Origin of the sequence: Microvirga sp. Mcv34 (assembly GCF_024519725.1) — a bacterium.
GTDB lineage: Bacteria > Pseudomonadota > Alphaproteobacteria > Rhizobiales > Beijerinckiaceae > Microvirga.
The window spans coordinates 83,981-106,854 of sequence record NZ_JALJRK010000006.1; the positions used below are offsets into that span (position 1 = coordinate 83,981).

Sequence of the window (22,874 nt, forward strand, 5' to 3'; positions counted from 1 at the left end):
AATGGCAATGAAACGTTGGCCTGCAAAGGCGAAGGCCGTCGATGATCACAGGAAGCGCGACAGGAAGGCCTTCGTGCGAGGATGCTGCGGATTTCCGATCACATCGTCCGGGCTGCCCATCTCGACGATCTTGCCGCCATCCATGAACACGACCCGATCCGCCGCCTCACGGGCGAAGCCGATCTCGTGGGTGACGACGATCATGGTGAGACCCTGCTTAGCGAGGTCGCGCATCGTTGCCAGCACCTCGCCGACCAGTTCCGGGTCGAGGGCCGAAGTCGGCTCGTCGAACAGCATCAGTTTGGGCTTGATCGCCAGGGCCCGGGCGATCGCGACGCGCTGCTGCTGGCCGCCGGAAAGCTGGCGCGGATAGCTGCCGGCCTTTTCGGACAACCCGACCCGCTCCAGGAGGTTCATGGCATTTCGCGTCGCCACTTGGCGGCTTTCGCCGTGAATCCCCACGGGCGCCTCGATGATGTTCTGCAGCACCGTCATGTGCGGATAAAGATTGAACTGCTGGAACACCATGCCGATCTTCCGGCGCTGGCGGGCGATGCCGTTCGCGGAGAGCTTCTCGAGACGATCGCCGCGAAGACGGTAGCCGATCTGCTCGCCATCCACCGCGATGAATCCCTTGTTGATGGCCTCCAAGTGGTTGATGCAGCGCAGGAAGGTCGATTTTCCCGAACCGGAGGGGCCGAGGATCACGACGACCTCTCCCGGCAGGACGTCGAGGTCGATTCCCTTCAGCACTTCGAGCTGATCGAAGGATTTGTGGACGTCGCGGGCCCGGACGAGGGGCGCCAGGGTCTGGGCGGCACTCAATGGCTTGCCTCCTGTACGGCTGCACCGACGGGCGCCGGCTTGTCGGCGGTTCTGTTGCGGCGCTCGCTACGGCCGTAATAGGCCTCGATATAGCTCTGCCCGACATTGAGGACCGAAGTGATGAGCAGGTACCAGATGACCGCCACGAGCAGCATCGGAATGATTTCGAAGGTGCGGTTGTAGATCGACTGCACGGAATAGAGCAGATCGGCCATCGCGATCACGCTGACGAGAGACGTCGCCTTGATCATGCTGATCAGCTGGTTGCCGGTCGGCGGCACGATGGAGCGCATGGCTTGCGGGATGATGATCCGCCACAGGGCGCGAGCCCTCGTCATGCCGAAGGCTTCGGCGGTTTCCGTCTGGCCGCGATCCACGGAGAGGAGGCCGCCACGGATGATCTCCGCCATATAGGCTGCTTCGTTCAGAGCGAGCCCGACGATCGCGGCCGTCATCGGCGTGATGACCGAATTCGTATCCCAACTCGCGAGCGTCGGCCCGAAGGGGATGGAAATCGACAGACGCGGGAACAAGGTCGACAGGTTGTACCAGAAGATGAGCTGCACGAGCAGCGGCGTGCCCCGGAAGAACCAGATGAACAGGGAGGCGAACGAGTTCGCCAGCCCATCCTTGGACATGCGGGCGATGGCGAGCACCAGTCCGAGAACCGTGCCGATCGCCATCGCGACAACCGTGAGCCCAAGGCTGACATAGAGGCCGCTGATAACCGTCGGATCGAAGAAATGGGCGATCACGACGGGCCAGCCGAAGTTTTCGTTATGGGCGACGATCCAGGCGAAGTTCGCCGCCACGAGAAGGATGACGGCCCAGAGGATCAACCGGCCCAGGCGGAATGGAGCATGGGCCGTCGCCACGTCACGGAAGCGCGCATCGCCCAAGGGCGATGCGCTCGACAGATCAAGACGGCTCATTTCGGAAGCGCTCCACCGAGGTTGATGCCGGGCTCCTTGAGAATGTTGTTCTCAAGGCTCCACTTCTTCATGATAGCCGCGTAGGTTCCGTTGCTCATCAGGAGCTTGATGGTGTCGAGCAGCACCGGACCGAGTGGCGATCCCTTGGGCACGACGGCGCCCTGATAGAGATCTTCGAAGCCGTTCTTCTGCCCGACGCCGGTCAGTTCGAGCTGGCCGTTGGCCTGAGCGACGAAGTAGGTCAGGGGCGCCTGCGAGGAGAAGAATGCGTCGGCGCGCTTCGAACGGACCGAAAGGATCGAGCTCGGCTGGTCCGTATAGGACTGAACCGTGAGAGGCTCCTTGCCGTCGGCCTTGCACTTCTCGGCTTGGGCCTGGATCACGCGTTCGGCGGAGCCGCCCGCCATGACGGCGATGCGGTTGCCGCAGGCGGTATCCAGCGAGGTGATGCCCTTAGGATTGCCCTTCTGAACGGCGAAGACGACGAATTCCTGAACCCAGTCGACGAAGTCGTTGGCCTCTTCGCGGCTCTTGAAGTCGCCCACGGGGCCGAACGCGAACTGGTAGCGCCCGGAATTCACGCCGGCGAGCAGCGCCGGCAGGCCACCGACCGTGGCATGCTCGATCTTGACGCCGAGAACCTGGCCGATCGCATCCGTGAGGTCGCTGCTGGCGCCGGTCATTTCTGTTCCGGTGACGATCTCATAGGGAGGGAACGAGCCGTTGTTGACCGAGATCATCTTGCCCTCGGTGCGGATGTTCTCCGGTAGGCGCGCCCGCAATTCCTCGTTCACGCTCTGCTTCGGGATGGCGGCTTCCTGCGCGATGGCCGAGCCTGCGAGAAGCAGGGCAGCGAATGCGGCGGAGGCGATCAATTTCGACTGCATGGGAGAAACCCTTTCTATTTGAAGACGCCGTCTCAGGTCGTCAGTCCCTCTGATGGAATTTATTGGGCGCGCGCCTGCCAGGGAAAGAAATCGGCGGGCGTCAGCGCGCGCGGCAGGATCTTCTGCTCGTAGAGCTCGATACCGAAGTCGCCGATCATCTTCTCGTTCGCCTCGAACCCGCTCACATTCCAGGAGGGCGACAGATCCGCGGCGCAGCGGCGGAGTTCGTCGATCATCCAGGGGGTCGTATCTGCGTATTTCTCGCGCTTCTGCAGCCACATGCGCTGAGAGGCGTCGATCAGTTCGCTCAGTTCGTCCATGACCCATGGATTGTCCTGCACGATCTCGGCCTTAAGGCCGATCAGGTGCATGCCCGGCACGTAGCCGACGTCATGAAAGTAGGCGACCTCGGCCGCTCTGAAGTCGTCGAGGACTTGGCGAAGCGGGGAATTCTGATCAAAGAAGCCTGGCGGCATGAAGGGCGTGAAAATCGCATCCAGGCCACCCTCCTTCAGAAGATCGACCATCGGCCTCTCGCCCGGAGCGGCTTCGATGCGCCCCGGACGACCAAACCCGTCGAGCCGGTCCGTGATGGGATGGACTTCCGTCAACCGGCCCGCATACCACATCGCGTCCTCGATCCCGACACCTTCGCGACGGAGGGCGGCGCGGGTCCAGGTATTGCCGGAATCCCGCCAGCCCGTCATGCCGATCTTCTTGCCGGCGAGATCCGACAGCTTGCGGATCGGGCTTTCCTTCATAGTTATGATACACCGATGCCGGAAGCCGCGCATGATGAAGTTCGGAATGCCCACGACACTGTCGTCACCGTCATGTCGCAGCTGCGAATAGCGGCTGAAGGACATCTCCGCCCCTTCATACGACGGATCCTGAGCGACATTGGAGATGAGAGTGCCGACGCGATCGACCTTGATATCGAGGCGATCGGACCGGACGTCGCCCAACACCAGAGGCGTCATGTAATCCCAGTCACGAAGGGCGAGACGGAGGGTCAACGGCATCAGAATTCACTCGCAGCAAACTTGTCCTCCTTGTAATTAGAATGTTCATAATACGTTGATCAAACTCTATTATGTTATTGAACATTAAATGTGGTGCTGCATGACTGATATCAGGGACGCGCAATGGTTTGCCGAGAAGCTCAACGATAGGACCATTCGAGGGATCGCTCTCGAGACCAGTGCCTTGATCCGCGCCGGCGCCCTCACGGTTGGTACGAAGCTGCCGCCGATCCGCGATCTTGCATTCGCACTCGGTGTCAGCCCTGCGACAATTTCGGAAGCGTGGAGCGAGCTACGCCGTCAGAACATCATCAGCGGTCGAGGTAGAAACGGCACCTGGGTAAGCGGCGACCGTTTCGTCGCAAAGCCGAACCGGCTCGGAAGCTCAGGCCATTACGGCGAAGGTATTCTGAACCTGACCGCAGCCGTTCCCGACGTCCGCCTGTTGCCGCCACTTGCGCAAGCGATGGCGTACGGCGCCTCGGCGGAGAACCTCAACAGCTACGAGCGCAACCGGATTCTGCCGGAACTGGAAGAAGAAGTGAGGAAAACGTGGCCCTATGAGCCGGAGGCCTTTCTGGCGACCAATGGCGGCTACAACGCGGTCTACACCCTGGTTCATGCGCTGCTGCCGCCGGGGGCATCCGTGGCGATTGAAAATCCCACGGGCATGCGCCTCCTCGATATCCTGGAGGACCGGGGCGTTCGGATCGTGCCGGTCGAATGCGACAGCGAAGGACCGCTGCCGTCGTCCCTTGAGACGGCGCTGAAGGCAAGACCCGCAGCCTTCATCTTTCAACCGCGCCTGCATTCCGTGACCGGTCAGAGCGTCAGCCGGAAACGCCTGGAAACCCTTGCCGGAATCCTGAAAGAGGTCGATACCTTGATCGTCGAAGACGACGGTGCCGGAGATATCTCATCAGCTCCACGCCATTCGATGGGAGTTCATTTTCCGAACCGCGTCATCCACATCCTGTCGTTCTCGAAGACACATGGCCCGGACCTGCGTTTGGCCGTCCTCTCCAGCTCACGCGCCATCGTTGAACAGATCCAATCCTACCGCAGCTTCAGCGCCGGCTGGACCAGCCGCATCCTGCAAGGCGCCACGGCTTGGCTGCTCCGCGATGCGGCGACAAAAGAATCCATCGATCACGCTCGGACGATTTATCAGAGCCGGCGCGCCCATCTCGTCGGAGCCCTGCAGCAGAGAGGCGTCGATGCCATGCACGGTGAGGGTCTTTGCGCATGGGTCCCGGTGTCGTCCGAGCCGTTCGCCATGGTAACGCTTGCAGCCCATGGCATCGCCGTCCATCCGGGAGCCAAGTTCTCCAACCTGCCGACGTGTCATCTGCGCGTTGCAACGGCCACCTTATCGGATCGATATGAGAGTGTGGCGGACTCGATTGCGCTGGCAGCGGCGACGTGAGCAAGACCGGAGAGCGAATACCGGAAAGTTCAGAGCCGCCTCGAGTTCAGACCAGCTCCTAAGACGGCCGAGATTCGGCGCGTACACGAAAATACACGCATTACTAGGATGATATTCAGTAAACCTTTGCTGAAACGGCGCGCGATCCTTCACTTGGAAGTGCGTGGTTGAGATGGCTGAATGTCCAGCCTGCACGCGGCGCCGACATGACCAGATCCAAACCGTGTTCATTACTGACAGGTCGATACCGCGACAGCATTCATTGGCCATGCATGGTATGAAACCTTAAGGGCTTCTTCACGTCTTTGCCTAATCTTGGCGCCGCCTGGTTCATGCGCGTCTGGGGGCGTGCGCTTCTCGCGGCGATGCGAGCAGGCCAATGAAAGACAATGAGACTCCTCAACAATTTGAAGTTACTCACCAAGATTGCCGTTCCGGTGGTGATCTTCGTTGCGATCACACTCGGCCTGATTGCCATGGCCGTCTCGGGCCTCGACGAAATGAATTCCAATGCCGAGCGTATCGTCGACAACGATGCGAAACGGCTGAGCCTGGTTCAGAGCGTCAACACGCAGATCAACGAGGCATCGATTCAGGAGAAGGGCATGATCCTGACGCCGAAGAACCTTCCGGATCGGGTCAGGAGCGTCGAAAATGCTTTCAAGACCGCGACCAGGAAGGCGTCGGAAGACCTTGATCGGATCGTTGATCTGTCCAGCTCGGCTGAATTCAGGCAGCTGAACGAGGAGCTGAGAAGCGCTACTCTGAACTACTTCCGGGTACTGGAACAGAGCCTCTCCGCCTCGATGGCGGGCAACGATGCTGCGGCGACCGAGATCACGAACGGTTCCGCTCGCGACCTGCGCCGCGCCTTGCGGGACCAGATCACCACCAGCATTGACGGCATCGCTCTCGAACTGGAGCAGATGAAGCAGGAAGCGTCTTCGGATGCGCTGAACACGAGATGGTGGCTGATCGGCTCTGCCGCAGGCGGGTTGACGTTCGCCATCGGGTTGATCTGCTCGATCGTTCTCCTCGGTGTCACTCGCCCGCTCGGATCGATGACCGAGACCATGGGCCGCTTGGCCGGAGGTGAGCTCGATATCCGCGTGACCGGCACTGATCGTCAGGACGAGGTGGGCGCATTGGCCCGTTCGCTCCAGGTTTTCAAGGACAATGCAATTGAAGCCCGCCGCCTCGCGGCGGAGCAGGAGGCCGAAAGCGACGCCAAGATGCGACGGGCCCAGCTCCTCGACCAGCTGACCAAGGACTTCGAGCGCAACGTCTCCGCCATGACACAAGGGTTGGCCTCTGCTGCGACGGAGATGGAAGCGACCGCGCAGACCATGACGTCGATCGCGGATCAGACCAACAACCAGACGGTCAGCGCTGCCTCGGCCGCCGAGCAGACATCCGCCAACGTGCAGACGGTCGCAGCCGCCACTGAAGAGCTGTCGATCTCCATCAGGGAGATTGCCTCTCAGGTCAGTCAATCGTCGCGGATCGCCGAGCGTGCCGTGCACGATGCCCAGCGCACCGACGCCATCGTACAGCAGCTGGCGTCCACGGCCGAGCGGATCGGCAACGTCATCGCCCTAATCAATTCGGTGGCTGGGCAAACCAATCTGCTGGCGCTCAACGCCACGATCGAGGCAGCCAGGGCGGGCGAAGCCGGCAAGGGCTTCGCAGTCGTTGCTTCCGAGGTGAAGGAACTCGCCAACCAGACGGCCAAGGCGACGGACGAGATCTCGCAGCAGATCGCCTCGGTGCAGCAAGCGACGCGGGAGGCGGTTCAGGCCATCCAGACCATTACCCACACCATCGGGGAAATGTCACAGATCTCGGTCACGATCGCTGCAGCGATGGAAGAGCAAGGCGCGGCAACGGGCGAGATCGCCCGCAACGTTCACGAAGCAGCCCGTGGCACCGAGCACGTCACCGGGAATATCGGCGATGTGCGCCGGGGTGCCGGCGAGACCGGAGCGGCTGCATCTCAGGTCCTGAGCGCAGCCCAGGAGCTGGCCCGTCATTCCAACAGCCTTGGAGACGAAGTCAGTCAGTTCCTTCGTGGCGTGAAGGCCGCCTGAACCGACATGCCAGGCCCCCGGCGAATGGAGCTTCGCCCGGGGAACGCTCCGATGTCAGATTGGGAAAGCGCCCTGCTCGAAGGGGCGCTTTCTTTTACGGCCGGGTCTCGCCGCAAGATCCTGCTGATGATCAATGGGTGACAGCCGGCATGCGGGCATAGCGGCGAGCCAGAACTGCCCCGACGATGATCTGAATCTGGTTATAGAACATGATCGGCAGCACGATCATGCCGAAGCCTGGAGCCGTCGCGAACAGAACCTTAGCGAGCGGCAAGCCGGAAGCCAGGCTCTTCTTCGAGCCGCAGAACACAGCGGCGATTTCGTCTCGGCGGGTGAATCCGAACCAACGGGCGATGAAGGTGGTGAGAGCCAGCACGACCGTCAGCAAAATCAGAGACAGCACCGCCGTAAGGACTACACTGGCCGGTGGAAGGCGAGACCACAGACCGTCGACCACAGATTGCGAGAACGCAGTGTAGACAATCATCAGGATAACCCCTTGGTCGAGGGTACCGATCCGTTGCTCATGTCGCGCCAAAACGCCTGCCAACCATGGGCGGACGAACTGGCCGGCCGCGAACGGGACCAGAAGCTGGAGCACCACGTCGCTGATGGCTTGGGCAAGGTCAAAGCCGCCCTCAACGGACGTCCGCGCGAGCAACGACAACAGTACCGGCGTCAGCAGCAGGCCGAAAACATTCGAGGCGGCGGAACTGCAGATGGCCGCCGGCACATTGCCCTTGGCCATAGCCGTGAAGGCGATGGAGGACGACACCGCCGATGGCAACGCCGCCAAGTAGAGAAAGCCCAGAAACAGGTCTGCCGGCATCCACGCCGGCGGCAATATGCCGAGCGGAATCACGGCTAGGGGAAACACCACGAATGTAATGGCGAAGATGAAGAGGTGCAGCCGCCATTGAACGAGGCCATGGATCATCACCTCCCGCGGAAGGGCTGCTCCATGAACGAAGAAGAGCAACCCGATTCCCAAGCTCCCCAACGTGTCGAGGATTCGGGCGCTGACGCCCTGCGCGGGAAGTACGGTGGCCACGGCGATGGCCGCCATGATCAGCAGAAGAAACGGATCGATCTTTCGCATACCTATTCCGATCTGATGATGAACTGCGTGCTCGCGCCAGTCAGTAGTACGGCCACACAGAGGGATGAACCGGCTCTGGATCGCGATACGCGTATGCCGGATCAGGGAGCCTCGTCGCCAGCACGGAGACGGCGCTGAGGAGTGCCAGGAAAATAACCAGAATGGCCGGGACGATCAGGACTCTCGGTCCGAATGCGCCGTTCAGGCTGGTCCCCACCGTGGCCCCGACGACGAGTGCGCCCCACAACACGGAATGGCCCCGTCGACGCCAAGCCTCCGACTGCCCGAGAAGAGCTTGTCCGAAGGCCTGTCCCAGGCTCACCAGCGTACCCGTTATGAACGTCACGCCGAGCCGCACCCCGCTCACAGGCTGCAGGGCCGTATTCTGCACGCCCATGGCTGCCGCGACCGGGAGGATCGAGGCGGGGACAGCCCACCCGGAGCCCGCCATCAGAGCCGCGCCCGCTAGGAAGATCGCCTCGATGAGCAGGACGGACGAAAGAGCCCATGGACCCACAGTCCCGCGCAGCACCGTTCCAAGCGTCACTCCGCCCAGGAAGGATGCGATCATGAACAAGCCCTGCCCGACAGCATCCCAATGACCGTCCTTGAGCCCGACACCGAGCGATACGCTGGCTCCGCTCATGAAGGAGACGAACAGACCGCCGAGGCCAATGTAGCCGATGGTGTCGACAAAGCCGGCCACGGCGGTCAGCAGCACACCCAGCAGAACCTGGGTTTGAAGGCTCCTCTGCAGACGGTCCGTGTCTTCCACCTCTGGGCCTGTCATGGCTCACAGGATCCGGAAGAGTCCGTCGATGACGATCCAGACGAACATGGGATAGATCAGCAAGCCCAGAATGGTGCCGATGAGGCGGCCCAGACGGACGGCCGGATCGTGAGTGGGCTCATCGCCGAAAAAACGGTCAGCAAGTGTCGCTTTCATGAGACGTCCTTCTCCCTCCTCTCGCTTGGCCGCAGCTTTCGCATTCGGGCCGGGCCTGCTACATAGGACAGATCGTAATTGGTCTAAAAATTGGTCTGGACACATTGCCTGGAACACGCCTGACGACGGAGGTCGCAACCCAGCGTCTGCGCGCCCATCTTCGGCGACGCGCCTTCGGCCCGCAGGATCGGCTGGAACCGGAGCGGGTCCTCGCGCCCATGATCGGCTGTAGTCGCGAGACTTTGCGGGCAGCCCTCGAGGTGCTGGAGAAGGAGGGCCTGATCTGGCGGCACGTGGGACAAGGCACCTTCGTGGGGCCACCACCCGCCTCCGAGCCGATTCGCCCCTCGATCTTGGTCGAGATGGCTTCACCCGCCGACGTGCTCGCGGCCCGGCTCCTGATCGAGCCGCCCATCGCCGGCGAGGCCGCGCTGTGCGCGGCCGCCCAGGACATTGCCCTCCTGCGCGGACATGCGTCGAGGAGCAGCGAAGCGCCTGACTGGCAGGCTTATGAGCAGGCAGATGACGCGTTCCACAAGGGGATCGCTCGCATTACCGGCAATTCACTGCTGATCGCGTTCCTGGATGTCCTGTCATCGGTGAGAGGCCGCGCCCGCTGGCAGCGGCAGCACGATCTCGCCTTCCGGCGGGCTCGCAAGAAGGAGTATGCAGCCCAGCAGGGGCGCATGCATCTGGCCATCGTCGAGGCCATCGCGATCCGGGATCCAGCGGCAGCACAAAAGGCCATGTTCGACCACCTGAGCACGATCCGGACCATCATGATTCATGAGGGCGCCTAGAGCATTTTTCGGTGAAGTGGATCCGGTTCACCGTCAAAAAATGCGGTCAAACAAGAAAGAGAGCTGATTCCATGTCAATGGAATCAGCTCTAGGTCGGAGAGGTTCATGAGGTAGCGATCAACGATCTCGGAACTGCCGTTCTTGCTGCGTCTTGCGCGGGCCTGGACTCACACGGGCCGGAATATCCAGCATCGCCTTCTCGTCCACAGAGAGATGCCGAACAGCGCCTCTTGGCAGATCCCCCAGCTGCACACCGCCGACATCGACACGCACGAGGCGGAGCACGTCCGCACCGACGGCGCCGAGCAGGCGCCGGATCTGGCGGTTCTTGCCCTCGTTGAGAACGACCTCCAGCCACGCGTTGCGCGTACCAGCACGGAGCAGGCTCGCCGATTTTGCGACGAGACGCTCGCCGTTGAGCATCATGCCCGCTTGTAGCCGCTCGAGCATTTCCCCATCCGGCAGGCGATCAATCTGAACGTGATAGGCCTTCTCGACGTTTGATGCAGGGTCCAGCACGCGCTGCGCCCAGCGCGTGTCGTTCGTCATGAGAAGAAGGCCCTCGCTCGCCTTGTCGAGGCGGCCCACGGGTGAGACGAACGGAAGAACGAGCCCTTCAAGGCAGTCGTAGACGGTCGATCGCTCCTCGGGATCGTCTCGGGTTGTAACCAAGCCGCGTGGCTTGTTGAGCATCAGGTAGACCCTGCGCTCGGCTGCCACCGCGTTGCCATTGACGGTAATGCAGGTGCGCCCCGGATCGACGCGAGCCGCCAGATTGCGGACAACCCGGCCGTCGACACTCACGCGCCCGGCCGCGACCAAGGCCTCGGCTTGCGTGCGGGAGCAGAACCCGAGCTTCGACAGGGCGCGTGGCAAGCTGACCACAGCGCCGTTCTGACGCCGGGGACGCGCTGCGCCCCGCAATTGCGGCGGTGATTTCATGATGTTGCCGTTCCGGATGTCAGTTCGTGAAGAACTGCTGCGTGCCGGGGGCCTCGATAGGGCCCTCAAATCGCGCGAGCGCCTGCACGCAGGCACACGAGAGGCGCTCCAGCTCGGCCTTCGACAGGCTGCCGGGATCGACCTGCATGGCAGCCTTGCCGCCGCCATACGGCAGGTTCATCCCCGCACGATTGATGGCCAGAAAAGAGGCAGGCGCCTCCACCTCCTCCAAGGTCGTATCGCAGGTGTCGTCATAGCTGCAGCGCCAGGCCAGGAAAGATTTTCGGGATGCCTCGTCCATGCGGATCATCAGATGGACCGTCGTGATGTCGCGCAAATCATTCACGCTACCGAGAACGTCTGCGTCGGAATCGAGATGCCGGGCTGCTTCGTCGCGGCGCGTCAGCGCCTGGTCCGGCATGGAGGCCGCTTGCAATCTATCTTGCTCCTATGTGTCGACGTCTTTCGGGCAGGTTGCCACTGCGAAGCCTTAATGGCGTCTTCCATTGCGGAGCGCAATATCCCCGGGGAAGGCTGCGTCGATCAGGAACAGGCTCATCCACGCCAGGGACTACTCCCTTCGTGCAAGCGCCTGCAACGCCCATAACCTTGCATTTGCCCGCGAAGGAACTATCTTGTCTCTATCATGACGATGTTCGTGAAAATTCTCCGTCTTCAAGCGCACGCGGGTTGCCTCAAAGCAGGCAGGTAAGCCCCAGGAGTCGGATTGACCCATGCGCGGTCACCGACACTCCGGGGCGTCAAATCGATCTCACACCGTTGTTGAGCGTTCCGCATGCCGTTCAGGCGCGTCCCGACTTGCTGTGTCCGGACGGCCTGCGGGAATGCTCCTGCACGTCCCACATCTGACCGTTTCGAGGAGGCTTTCATGAGCACGCGGAACAAACTCCCACCAATCACAATTGCGACCAGCGACTATAACCGCTTGCTGTTCACCGCGATGATCCGGCAGAAGCGCAACTACCGGACGCCCGACTTCCTGCTCAAAGAATTGCGTCGCGCAGAGGTCTGCCATCCCGCCGCGCTGCCGGACGATGTCGTCTCGACGAACTGTCGGGTGATCTATCGCATTGACGACGATCCGAAGTCGCGCGCGCACCTGCTCGTCCATCCTGAAGATCTGATCTGGCCCGGCGCGGAGATCTCCGTAACGACTCCGCTGGGAACGGCGCTCCTGGGCCTTCGCGTCGGTGACCGTATGTCGTTCGTGGAGGATGGCACGGTTCGCGAGGTATATGTGGAGGGTATCGGCCTACGCTTTCTGGACGCTGGTTCGACGGTCACCCGCAGTCCCGGTAACGTAATCTGGACTTGAGGCGCCTTGCCCTCTATCAGCCTGCTCCATTGAGGCGAAGACCATCCACTCGAGCATTTTCGGCGAAGTGGATCCGGTCCACCGTCAAAGCAAACAAGAGAGCTGAAGCCATACCAATGGAAACAGCTCTAGACGGGAGCATGATCCAGACCGCGCGTTCTCAGGTCGTCAGGTGACACAGTGAAGTTGAATGCGACAAGGCGCGCTTTGTGCGACGGCGCCAAGGGATCAACATCGAAGATCGTGATCGCTGCCGACGCTACTGGTGAAAGTTGGGACGGACCCAAGCCGACCAGAACGTCGCAGGCCGCCCGGACCACGCCCTCATGCGCCACGATTACAACATCGCCGTCGGCATGGTCGATGGCCGCGTGCATCGCTGCGCTGACACGTTCCCGAAACGGCAGCCATTCTTCACCGCCCGGCGGCGTGTAGAGTCCGAGGCGCCAGTCGCGATAGGCGCCCCGATCGGATGCCTCGATCTGCTCGATCCATTGACCTGCCCAGTCGCCGAGATCCATCTCGCGCAGGCGCTCATCGGTTGAAAATTCGGCAAAGCCAAGAAGTTCTGCCGTATGGCGCGCCCTTCTCAGATCGGAGGATACGATGTAGCTGGGAGCGGGACCGCCTGCGAAGAACATCGCCGCGCGCCGCGCCTGCTCGATGCCACGTGGTGACAGGGGGGCATCCGCATGTCCCTGCAAACGGCGCTCCGCGTTCCACAAGGTCTCGCCATGACGCACGAGGATCAATCTCACGGCATAAGTCTCCAGGCTGTGTTCAGAGGCTCACGCGGCCGCGGTCTTCGTCACGATTGACAGCAGATCGGGCATGGCGTCGATCAGTCGATCCGCGCCCAATTCAGCATGAGGCTTGTGGCTGTAGCCGTAGGTGACAGCGAAGGCCCGCACGCCTGCCGAGCGGGCCGCCTGCACGTCGTGATAATTGTCGCCGACCATGAGCGCCGCCTCGGGTGCGACGCCCAGTTGGTTCAACGCCGCCAGGATCGGAGCGGGGTGCGGCTTGCGCTCGGGAAGCGTGTCGCCCCCGACGACCGCATCGAAGAAGGCGCGCAGGTCGAGCGCCTCCAGAATTGCGATGGTGGCCCCGTAGGGCTTGTTGGTGACGACCGCCAGGGGAAGTCCAAGACTGCGCAGGCCGGCCAGCGTATCTGCGACACCGGGATATGCCTCGGTATGGTGGGACGCCTTGCCCTCATAGATCTGGAGGAAATGTGCGACAAGTGTAGGCAGACGCGACAGGTCTCCTCCCGTCGCCGAGACGGCCCGCTCCACGAGCTTGGCCGCTCCGTCGCCGATCATGGATTTGACCTCGACGAGGTCGATCGGACGAAGGCCCTCGTGCGCTAGGAGGATGTTCACCGCGTCCATCAGGTCGCGGGCGCTGTCGACCAGGGTTCCGTCCAGGTCGAAAATGATGGCTTTCAGGGGAGACATGCGGTCGGTACTAGCGTTCGGAGAAAGGCGTGGCAATGGCGGAAGGATGCGTCCCTTCCGCCCGGCGGCAATGTTGCGCGGGGCCTCTCAGGCGGCGAGCCAGAGGGCGGAGCGCAGAGAGAGGCCGATCTCGACGGCGGAGCCCGGCTGGCGGAGCGCTTCTCCCGAGTGGAAGGGCGTATCGATGGAGACTTCCGCCGCCCCGATCTTCACCCCGTATCGAAGGGTGGACCCGAGGAACTCGCTGTGCACGACGGTGCCTGGCAGAAGGACGTCGCCCGTGCCGCCTCTACCAAGAGAAGCGTGCTGGGGCCGGAAGACGAGCTTGGCCTCGTCGGGCACGATAACGTGCGTCGGGATCGGCAGGCGAACCCCACCATCGATGTCGAAGAAACGCTCGCCTCCCACGCGGATTACGCGCCCTGGCAGGATGTTTGCGGTGCCGAGGAAGTTCGCGACGAACAGATTGGCGGGCTTCTCGTACAGCTCCATGGGCGTGCCGACCTGCTGCACGATACCGTCATTCATGACGGCGATCCGGTCACAGATCGTGTTGGCCTCCTCCTGATCGTGCGTGACGAAGATCGTCGTCAGGCCGAGGCGCTGCTGCAGGTCGCGCAGCTCCCGACGAACTTGCACGCGCATCTTCGCATCAAGATTGGACAAAGGCTCGTCGAGAAGCAGCACCTTCGGCTCGATCGCGATGGTGCGCGCGACCGCGACACGCTGCTGCTGGCCACCGGAAAGCTGGGATGGGCGTCGGTCGGCCAGATGGGCAAGGCCGACGAGTTCCAACGCAGCGGCGACGCGCCTGTCGATCTCGGCCTTCGGAACCTTCCGCTCCTCCAGGCCGAACGCGACATTGCGTTTGACTGTCATATGCGGCCACAGGGCATAGGATTGAAAGACCATGCCCACATCGCGCTTCCAGGGCGGAAGGTGAGCCACGTCGCGGCCACCGACCAGGACCTCGCCGCCATCGGCCTCGTTGAATCCTGCGATGAGGCGCAGAAGCGTCGTCTTTCCGCAGCCGGACGGCCCGAGGAAGGCGAAGAACTCACCGGGCCGGATGTGCAGGTTGATCCCCTTGAGAACATGATTGGCGCCATAGGACAGGTCGACGTTGCGGATGTCGACGTCGACCGCCTTGGTTTCAAGGGACGTGATGGGAAATGGCTGGTTCATGGGTGTGATTTCCTCCGGCACGGACGCGTTCAGCGTCCGACCGCCTTGGCCTTTTGGCTTCTTTCGATGATCAGATGAGACGCGAAGGTGCACACTGCGACGAGCAGCACGGCGATGACGCCCAACGCCGCACCAGGACCCCGGCCCGCCGGCGACTGCATGAAGACGTAGAGGCCGTAGGCGAGAGGCGCGTCCGAGTTCGATTGGACGAGCATCAGCGTTGCCGAGAGCTCCACGGCCGCAGTGGCGAAGCTCGTGACGAAGCCTGCCAGAATGCCGCCGCCCATCAGCGGCAGCACGATGCGACGGATCGTGCGCAGCTTCGTGGCGCCGAGGTTCTCGGCCGCCTCTTCGAGAGAGACCGAGATCTGCTGCAGGGCCGCGTAGCAGGCGCGCAGTGCATAGGGTAGGCGTCGGATCGCCAGCGCCAGTACGATCATGATCCAGAGAGCCGCAAGCGGAGTGCCGTCGGGCAGTTGCACGCCATAGAATGTGCGCAGATAGCCGATGCCGAGCACCACTCCTGGGATCGCCAGAGCAGCGGTGGCAGCCCAGTCCAGCCATTCGCGGCCGATCAGCTTCGTCCTTAGCACGAGGTAGGCGATAGCCGTGCCGAGAACCACGTCGATCAGGCCCGCGATGGAGGCATAGATCATCGTGTTCTTGACGTACACGAAACTCTCGCCGAACACGCGCCCATAATGAGCCAGGGTATAGGCATCAGGCAGCGGGCTGAAGGACCAGACGGTCGCGAAGGAGAGCAGCAGGAGACCGAGATGCGGCGCCAGGACAAGGAACAGAATGAGCAGGACAGCCCCATAGGCGACGGCGCTTTCCCAGGGCCGCATCCGGCGCTTCGCCAGACCGCCACCGCCGCGCTGCACCGTGGCGTAGTCCTTCCCGCGCATGGCCCGCGCCGAGATCCACATGGCCAGGATCGACATGCAGATCAGCACCACGGAGATCACGTAGCCCATCGGATCCGCGATGCCGATGGAGGTGACCCGCAGATAGGCTTGCGGGGCGAGCATGTCCTTGACATTCAGGAGCAGCGGCGTGGCCAGATCGTCGAAGACCTTGACGAAGACGAGCGATGCTCCCGCGATGTAGCCCGGCATGGCGAGCGGAAACACGATGCGACGGAACAGGCGGAAACCGGAGCTGCCGAGATTCTGCGCCGCCTCCTCCATAGCTCGGTCGATGTTGCGCAACGCGGCCGAGAGATTGATCAGGATAAAGGGAAAATAATGCACGGCCTGAACGAAGATGACACCGTTCAAGCCTTCCATGAAGGGGATCTTGATACCGAGCCAATCGTCGAGGAGCAGGTTCACCGATCCATTGCGGCCGAACAGCAGGAGCATCGCGACCGCTCCGACGAAGGGAGGCATGATCAGCGGGAGAAAGCCGAGCGTCTGGATCAGCATTGCGCCGCGGAACTCGAAGCGCGTGGTGATATAGGCGAGCGGCAGCGCGAAGACCGATGCGACGACAACCGACATCGCGGATACATAGACGGAATTCCAGAACGAGCGGATGAACAGGTCTGTCCGCGCGAAGTCGAGGAAGTTGACGAGAGTGAACTCACCTGTGCCCTTCTCCGTGAAGGCGACGTAAATCACCGTTCCGACGGGAACGACGAGGAAAAGAAGCAGGAAGAGGGCAATTCCGAAAGCCAGAGCGATCTGCCCCGGCGATGCCAATAGCCTTTTAAAATTGCCGGAAGAGGTGGACGACGCTCGTGCTCGCCCGGCAGTGGTGGCGCCAGCCATGGACGCTCTCCTCAACAGTCAAGAAGTGCCTTTGACGGGCGGCTCGGCGATGCGAGCCGCCCGATGGACGATCAGCGGGCCAGCTTCTGGGCCTGCTCGGCCTTGGCCTGGGCCTGCTGATAGCGTTCCTTCGCAAAGGCAGCCCATTTCTGCTCGAGCTCGGCCTGACGGGCGCCCTTCTCCTTGCCGCCCGTGAAGGCGCCGGCGATTTCAGGCGACGAGGCCTCCTGCTCGGTCACAGGCATGGCGGCGACAAGGTCGCGGGCCTCCTTCACCAGGGCTTTGGCGTCCGCGTTGTCCTTCTTGGCGATTGCGGCCTCAGCGTCCTGGATGGCCTTGGTGGCTCCCTTGAGGGCTTCGAGCTGGAACGTCACGGTCTGGTCGTAGAGCACGTCGACGACGTTCGTGCGCTTCTCCGAAATGTCTACGTTGAACTTCACCCGCGCCCCGAGGGACGGATCCTTGAAGGGGTTCGGGTAATCAGCCGGAGCCTTGGCATAGATGGCCGGGTTCACGGGAAGACGGCGGATGCTCGGCTCGAGCAGAACCTCCTGGCCGGCGGAAGACACGAGATAATCGACGAAGGCCTCGGCCCCAGCCTTGTTGGGTGCATTCGCGATCACACCCACGTTCGCCGGCACAATGGTGGTGACCGTCGGATAGACGAACTTCACCGGGAAGCCCGATGCTTGGGACGAGAAGGCGAAGAAGTCGATCACGATGCCGAGGCCGACCTGTCCCGAATTGACGGCTTCCGGAACGCCGAAGGAGCGCTCGGTGATCTGGCGGAAGTTGCCGGAGACTTCTTTCAGCGTGCGCCAGCCTTGATCCCAGCCCTCGCCCTGGAGGATCGTCTCGATGGTCAGGTGCGTCGTGCCGGAGCGCGAAGGCGCCGCCATGGCAACGTGATCGAAGTAGATCGGCTTGGCGAGATCCTGCCAGTCCTTCGGATCGGGCAGTTTGTTGGCCTTGGCGTAGCGATCGTTCCACATGATGCCGTAGCCGGAAGCCGCAAAGCCGGAATAGAAGTTCTCCGGATCGTTGATGGGATAAGAACCAATCTTGTCCGGAATACCTTCGGCCTTCGGCTTGTACTTCTGGAGCAGACCCTTGCCCTTCAGGACCTCGAAGGCATCCGGGGCAGAGGCCCAGAATATATCGACCTGGTTGTTGCCCTTCGTCTCCTCGACGAACTTCACGCCCGCATTGGTGTTACGGTTCTGCACATCGAGCGTCACACCCGGATGCGCTTTCTCGAAGGCCTGCTTGAACGGGTCGGTCACATCCTTTGAGAACGAGGTCACCACAGTGACTTTCCCGGACTGGGCAAAGGCGACGCCCGTGAACAGGGCAGTACCGATCAATGCCGCCGCGGCGACAGAATGGCGAAGCATCAGTTTCCTCCAACTTGATGGCTTTTGACTTGGGCCCGCACGAAGGCGGCCACGAAGCCATAAGCAATAAGCGTGCCAACCCCGGCCGCATCGCTTCGCGCTCGTTTGAAGGAGGAATTGTCAGGTGCAACACACGAATGGTCTGCCATACGGGAAAGGATGGTAACGCTCCCTACCCGCCATGGGACAGATATGTAACGTCAGGTCTCGATCTCTCCCGGCCGGCCGAGATCGTATTTCCTCATTTTCAGATAAAGGGTTTTGCGCGTGATCCCGAGTGCCTCCGCAGTGGCGCCGATGCGCCCGGCGAAGCGCACGAGGGTTTCTTCGATCACGCGGCGTTCGGCGATCTCCATCTGCCGCTCGAGAGTCGGCATGCCATCGAGGTTCAGCGCCGCATGAGGCGGCTCGTCCTCGTCGAGGCCGAGAAGATACCGCTCGGCTGCATTGCGCAACTCGCGCACATTGCCGGGCCATTCCTGCTGCTGAAGCCTTGAGAGGAAAGACGGATCGAGTGACGGCGCCGCCCTCACTTGGCGGGCGGCCGCGAGATGGAGGAAGTGGGTGAACAGCATGGGCACGTCCTCCCGCCGCTCGCGGAGAGGAGGGAGGCGGACTGTGACGACATTCAGCCGATAGACCAGATCCTCACGGAACGCGCCTCTGCCGGCGAGTTGGGTGAGATCCGCCTTGGTGGCCGCAATGACACGGATGTCGACAGGAATCTCCTTGTTCGATCCGATCCGCTCGATGGTTCTCTCCTGAAGAACGCGCAGAAGCCGGATCTGGGCCGTCATGGGCATGGACTCGATCTCATCGAGAAAGAGTGTGCCGCCGCTCGCATGCTCGATCTTGCCGATCCGTCGCTCACGGGCTCCCGTGAAAGCGCCAGGCTCATGACCGAAGAGCTCGCTTTCGATCATGGTCTCTGGCATTGCACCGCAATTGACCGCCACGAAGCGACCGTTCCGACGTCGTCCGAAATCGTGGAGAGCGCGGGCAGCAACCTCTTTGCCCGTGCCCGTCTCGCCGAGGAGGAGCACGTCGGCCTCGGCATCCGCAAGGGTCCGGAGATTGCGCCGCAGCCGTTCGATGGCGGCGGAACGGCCGATGAGCCGGCCTGTAATCGAATCGTGATCGGCACCCCCTGCCCTGAGGGACCGGTTTTCGAGGATGAGGCGCCGGTGCGCAAGAGCGCGCCTGACAGTCTCGACGAGCCTCACAGGATCGGCCGGCTTCTCGATGAAATCCCAGGCTCCGCCTCGAACCGCCTTGATCGCCATCGGCACGTCGCCATGCCCGGTCACGAGGATGACCGGGATCTCGGAATCCACCGCGCGGACTGCATCGAGAAGGGCAAAACCGTCGAGCCCAGGCATCCGGACGTCACTCACGACGGCGACGGGCAGATCGGGTGACAGGATCTCGAGCCCAGCATTGGCCGAGCCCACGGCCGCGACGTCGAATCCATCGAGCTCCAGCGTTTGCCGGTAAGCGTCCAGAACTTCCTGATCGTCGTCCACGAGGACGACCTTCGTCTCCGCACTCATGACCTGGTCGCCACCAGATGGATCGCAAAGGTCGTTCCCGTCGGTCCTGTTCTCGCCAAAATCAAGTCTCCTCCGAAGTCTTTGACGATATTGTACGACATTGAGAGGCCGAGACCGAGTCCCAGGCCTGCGGGCTTGGTGGTGAAGAACGGATCGAAGATGGCGGCACGGTGCTGCTCCGCAATGCCTGGTCCATTATCAGTCACGGCCAGGTGAACGTGACCTCCCATGACGTGAGCCCCGATGTCGATGCGTCTCTCCGCCAGTCCTTCGAGGACATCCAGTGCGTTCGAGATCAGATTGACGACCACCTGCTCGAGTCTCACCTCCTCGGCGAGGACAGACAGCGGACCATCGGGAAAGCTCAACCGCACGGCGACTTTCTCCTCGTCGAGGCGCTGCTCGAACAGGCTCAGGGCTCCTTGGACCACCGCGTGGAGATCGACGGCCTCGAGACTCGTTGCTGGGCGGCGAGCGAAACGCTTGAGATGCTTGATCAGCTCGGCCATCCGGGCGGTCAGGCCCTGGATTCGGTCCAGGCTCGCCCTCGCCTCTTCGGCACGGCCGCGTTGGAGCAGCACAGCACCGTTATAGGCGTGTGAGCGGATCGCCGCGAGCGGCTGATTCAGCTCGTGGCTGATGCCGGCGGCCATCTGGCCGAGCGCCGCGAGCTTGGCCGCCTGGACCAGATCGTCCCGGGTCTGCCGGAAGACCGTGAGAGCCTTGGCGAGATCGCCAAGTTCGTCGTTGGTGGGAAGTGGCAGGACCGGCATCGTGGGACCGCTCGCAATAGTCGTCGCTGCCAGCGTCAGTTCCTGGAGGCGCACGACCAAGTTTCGGCGGATATAAAACCAGCCGATTGCGACCGTGATGGCCAGTGACGCGGCGGCGATGGCCAGAAGGAGATTGCGTCCGATCACGATGGCGGCCGCGGAGCGTTCCGCGGCCCTGCGCGCGATCGCTTCCGTGCGACTGACCTCCTGCGATACGAGCGTACCGAGCTGGGTGACGAGACGCCGGTTCTCGGCGAGAAGCGCCTGCGCGTCGGCAATGGCTTCGAGCTCGGCCCGCTTCACGGCCGCCAGGCCCAATATCGGATCCGAGACGGCCAGCAGGCGCGCCGCGATTTGGCTGATGGTGATCGTATCCGTCCAGCTGGCGAGCGCCTTGGTTTCCAAATCGAGCTGATCCGTCATTTCACCGAGGAAGTTGCTCGTCTCCTGAAGGTCCTCGGCCGTCGGCACGGTGCCGAGCCGCCCTAGCAGTCCCACGATTAGGTTAGCATGGGCATTGATGGTCAGGAGGGCTTCGCTCTTGCGGCTCTCCTCCAGCAGCGTCTTGCGCCCGGCCTCGGCGGCCTCGCCCGGAGCAACCCTGCTAATGGCGGTCTCCATGTTGAAGCGAGCGTCGTCGATGAGCGGCTCGATCTCTTCGATCAGGTCAGCCTGCAGCCATCGCAACTCTTCCCCGATTTCCCGCGAGCGCTCGTGCAGCGGAAAGCGCCGGTCGGCGACCTGGTCAATCGACTTGAGATTGGCCTCGATCCCGTCCTGCACGACGAGAAGCTCGGGCGAGAGTGAGTGTTCGTCGCTACGTTCGTTGAGAACCGACCGGAGAACGGCCAAACGCTCGACGAGCGTCTGGCGAATGCGGTCGTACGCTTCGCGCCGCTCCGCAACCGCGAGATCGGGCGTGCTTGCGATTACATTCGCTCCCGCCTCCGCGAGGCGGGCCGAGAAAGCGAGAGCCGGGAGATGATCCGTCGCGACGGAACTCAGCTCTGCGCTGAGACGAGCGTAGGATAACCAGCCCACGATGCAGGCGCCGACCGCAAGCCCACCCACGGCGAGAAAGGAGATGGTCAGGCGTCCGCCAATCCCGAGCCGCTTCCGCCGGATCATGGCCGCAGAGCCTCCGGTCTCGCGTCACGGCCGGCATTGTCCAGTCGCGCAGATGCGGCGGTCAGGGCGCGTGCCGCTCTCTGCATATTGTCATCGATCCGTGCCTTGATGTCTTCTTCGAGCCGGGCCTGGGGTTCGGGCGTGGGAAGCCCCCGTGGCACGCGCACGAGGTCCCTCCAGCGTTCCAGCTCCATGGCCTCCGCTCCGTTCAGTGGCGGTCGTGTCAGGGCATCGCGAGCATCGCTCACGAGCCTCGCCACCTCAGCGTCCGATCGTTCCGCCAAAGCCGCCTCAAGCAAGCGCACGGAGCGCCACAGCCGCACTAGTTCGGATCTGCGAAAGGTCACCATCTCGTCGAAAATGATATTGACCAGCTCATATCGTGCGGCCGAAAGGCTGGCGTCGAAAAGGCTTTTGGTGAAAAGCCCATTCTGTTGGAATGGATTACCGTCCGATGTCCCGTCGGCCCGATAGACGACCGGAGAAATCGGCAATCGCGCAACCGCAGGATCGAGCAGCAGCGCTTGGCCTTCGGGCGACAAGACGAAATCGACAAAGCGTTCGGCACCGCTCCGATTGGCCGCGTCGGTTAGAATCGCGATGCTGGCGGGCACGAACAGCGTCTCCTCTGGAAGAGCAAACCGGGTAGATCCCTTCGGCATGCCCTCCGGGTTCGCGAGGAAGTCGATTGACGGACCAATCCCGAACCGACCGCGGGCAACCCCAGCAGCGACGCCGAAGCTGCGTGCCGTCACGGTCGCGAGATTGCCACCAACCTCAGACCACATGCCCCACCCGCGGTCCCACCCGTAGACCTGGAGAATGGCCTCGACCATGAGGTGCATCGTACCCGACCGCGACGGGGAGCTGATGCCGATATGTCCGGCATAGATGGGGGCCGCGAGATCACCCCAGCGTTTTGGGACCGGCAATTCCCGCTGCTCGATGTAGTTGGGATTGTACACGAACCCGTAACCCGACAGGGCAAAACCGAGATATGTTAGGTCCGGATCGTTGACGGGATAGCCGGCGATTAGGTCCGGCGCTCCCGTGGAGCGGGGCTTCAACACGGCCAGCCGTCCTGCGCGCTTCAGGATCTCGAAAGCATCCGGCGCCGACGCCCAGAAAATGTCGGCCCTGTGCCTCCCGCCCGCGATGTCGGCGATGGCCGTCGTCGTCTTGCGCTGGACGAATTCAAGGGAGATTTCAGGATTGCGGGTGCTGAAAGCGGTTTGGAACAGTTCGAGAACCTGCGGCGGAAAGGATGTCAGGACACGCACCTTTTCAGCCGCCATGGCCGTCGCGGCGGTCG

At 62.4% G+C, this 22,874-nt stretch carries 21 protein-coding genes; 4 read left to right on the top strand and 17 right to left on the bottom strand.

Annotated elements, in window-relative coordinates:
• Positions 1-45: 45 nt before the first annotated feature.
• From OC446_RS05645 to OC446_RS05660, 4 genes are read right to left on the bottom strand one after another with little or no spacing between them, the layout of a single operon-like run.
• Positions 46-825, bottom strand: coding sequence for an amino acid ABC transporter ATP-binding protein (locus OC446_RS05645; RefSeq protein WP_262028074.1), 780 nt, complete (start codon positions 823-825; stop codon positions 46-48).
• Positions 822-1,757 (bottom strand): amino acid ABC transporter permease, encoded by a 936-nt coding sequence (locus OC446_RS05650; RefSeq protein ID WP_262028075.1) that lies wholly within the window; start codon positions 1,755-1,757, stop codon positions 822-824. The genes OC446_RS05645 and OC446_RS05650 overlap by 4 nt, the downstream gene beginning before the upstream one ends.
• A complete protein-coding gene (locus tag OC446_RS05655) occupies positions 1,754-2,644 on the bottom strand; it encodes an ABC transporter substrate-binding protein (RefSeq protein ID WP_262028076.1) in 891 nt (296 codons plus the stop codon). Before OC446_RS05655 ends, OC446_RS05650 begins: the two co-directional genes overlap by 4 nt.
• Before the next feature lie 59 nt (positions 2,645-2,703).
• A complete protein-coding gene (locus OC446_RS05660) occupies positions 2,704-3,666 on the bottom strand; it encodes an ABC transporter substrate-binding protein (protein ID WP_262028077.1) in 963 nt (320 codons plus the stop codon).
• Positions 3,667-3,766: 100 nt separating this feature from the next.
• Here OC446_RS05660 and OC446_RS05665 point away from each other — a divergent pair, with 100 nt between their 5' ends.
• Positions 3,767-5,092, top strand: coding sequence for a PLP-dependent aminotransferase family protein (locus tag OC446_RS05665; RefSeq protein WP_262028078.1), 1,326 nt, complete (start codon positions 3,767-3,769; stop codon positions 5,090-5,092).
• A gap of 389 nt (positions 5,093-5,481) precedes the next feature.
• Positions 5,482-7,179 carry a methyl-accepting chemotaxis protein gene (locus OC446_RS05670; protein ID WP_262028079.1) on the top strand — a complete coding sequence of 566 codons (1,698 nt, stop codon included), beginning with the start codon at positions 5,482-5,484 and terminating at the stop codon, positions 7,177-7,179.
• 130 nt (positions 7,180-7,309) lie between these two features.
• On the opposite strand, the gene OC446_RS05675 is transcribed toward OC446_RS05670, so the two are convergent.
• From OC446_RS05675 to OC446_RS05685, 3 genes are read right to left on the bottom strand one after another with little or no spacing between them, the layout of a single operon-like run.
• Positions 7,310-8,278, bottom strand: coding sequence for a bile acid:sodium symporter family protein (locus tag OC446_RS05675; RefSeq protein ID WP_262028080.1), 969 nt, complete (start codon positions 8,276-8,278; stop codon positions 7,310-7,312).
• Positions 8,279-8,318: 40 nt separating this feature from the next.
• A complete protein-coding gene (locus tag OC446_RS05680; RefSeq protein WP_262028081.1) occupies positions 8,319-9,068 on the bottom strand; it encodes a YoaK family protein in 750 nt (249 codons plus the stop codon).
• Between the two features lie 3 nt (positions 9,069-9,071).
• Positions 9,072-9,224 (bottom strand): hypothetical protein, encoded by a 153-nt coding sequence (locus tag OC446_RS05685; RefSeq protein ID WP_262028082.1) that lies wholly within the window; start codon positions 9,222-9,224, stop codon positions 9,072-9,074.
• A gap of 104 nt (positions 9,225-9,328) precedes the next feature.
• Between OC446_RS05685 and OC446_RS05690 the strand changes: the two genes are divergently transcribed.
• Positions 9,329-10,024, top strand: a complete 696-nt coding sequence (locus tag OC446_RS05690; protein ID WP_262028083.1) for a FadR/GntR family transcriptional regulator — start codon at positions 9,329-9,331, stop codon at positions 10,022-10,024.
• 118 nt (positions 10,025-10,142) lie between these two features.
• On the opposite strand, the gene OC446_RS05695 is transcribed toward OC446_RS05690, so the two are convergent.
• Together OC446_RS05695 and OC446_RS05700 are read right to left on the bottom strand one after the other, a co-directional pair.
• Positions 10,143-10,967 (bottom strand): pseudouridine synthase, encoded by an 825-nt coding sequence (locus OC446_RS05695; protein ID WP_262028084.1) that lies wholly within the window; start codon positions 10,965-10,967, stop codon positions 10,143-10,145.
• Positions 10,968-10,986: 19 nt separating this feature from the next.
• On the bottom strand, positions 10,987-11,388 hold the full coding sequence (locus tag OC446_RS05700; protein WP_262028085.1) for a Glu/Leu/Phe/Val dehydrogenase dimerization domain-containing protein: 402 nt from the start codon (positions 11,386-11,388) through the stop codon (positions 10,987-10,989).
• 468 nt (positions 11,389-11,856) lie between these two features.
• On the opposite strand from OC446_RS05700, the gene OC446_RS05705 reads away from it, so the two are divergent.
• Positions 11,857-12,303, top strand: coding sequence for a GreA/GreB family elongation factor (locus OC446_RS05705; RefSeq protein ID WP_262028086.1), 447 nt, complete (start codon positions 11,857-11,859; stop codon positions 12,301-12,303).
• Between the two features lie 128 nt (positions 12,304-12,431).
• On the opposite strand, the gene OC446_RS05710 is transcribed toward OC446_RS05705, so the two are convergent.
• The 8 genes from OC446_RS05710 to OC446_RS05745 form a co-directional block, all read right to left on the bottom strand.
• Complete coding sequence (locus OC446_RS05710) at positions 12,432-13,061, bottom strand: histidine phosphatase family protein (RefSeq protein ID WP_262028087.1); 630 nt, start codon at positions 13,059-13,061, stop codon at positions 12,432-12,434.
• Between the two features lie 30 nt (positions 13,062-13,091).
• Positions 13,092-13,760, bottom strand: coding sequence for a phosphoglycolate phosphatase (gene gph / locus OC446_RS05715; protein ID WP_262028088.1), 669 nt, complete (start codon positions 13,758-13,760; stop codon positions 13,092-13,094).
• 87 nt (positions 13,761-13,847) lie between these two features.
• A complete protein-coding gene (locus OC446_RS05720) occupies positions 13,848-14,945 on the bottom strand; it encodes an ABC transporter ATP-binding protein (RefSeq protein WP_262028089.1) in 1,098 nt (365 codons plus the stop codon).
• Positions 14,946-14,974: 29 nt separating this feature from the next.
• A complete protein-coding gene (locus tag OC446_RS05725) occupies positions 14,975-16,717 on the bottom strand; it encodes an ABC transporter permease (protein WP_262028090.1) in 1,743 nt (580 codons plus the stop codon).
• A gap of 71 nt (positions 16,718-16,788) precedes the next feature.
• Positions 16,789-18,111 (bottom strand): ABC transporter substrate-binding protein, encoded by a 1,323-nt coding sequence (locus OC446_RS05730; RefSeq protein WP_262028091.1) that lies wholly within the window; start codon positions 18,109-18,111, stop codon positions 16,789-16,791.
• A gap of 200 nt (positions 18,112-18,311) precedes the next feature.
• Positions 18,312-19,661 carry a sigma-54-dependent transcriptional regulator gene (locus OC446_RS05735; RefSeq protein WP_262028092.1) on the bottom strand — a complete coding sequence of 450 codons (1,350 nt, stop codon included), beginning with the start codon at positions 19,659-19,661 and terminating at the stop codon, positions 18,312-18,314.
• Positions 19,658-21,562, bottom strand: a complete 1,905-nt coding sequence (locus OC446_RS05740) for an ATP-binding protein (protein ID WP_262028093.1) — start codon at positions 21,560-21,562, stop codon at positions 19,658-19,660. The genes OC446_RS05735 and OC446_RS05740 overlap by 4 nt, the downstream gene beginning before the upstream one ends.
• On the bottom strand, positions 21,559-22,857 hold the full coding sequence (locus OC446_RS05745; protein ID WP_262028094.1) for an ABC transporter substrate-binding protein: 1,299 nt from the start codon (positions 22,855-22,857) through the stop codon (positions 21,559-21,561). The genes OC446_RS05740 and OC446_RS05745 overlap by 4 nt, the downstream gene beginning before the upstream one ends.
• Positions 22,858-22,874: the final 17 nt, after the last annotated feature.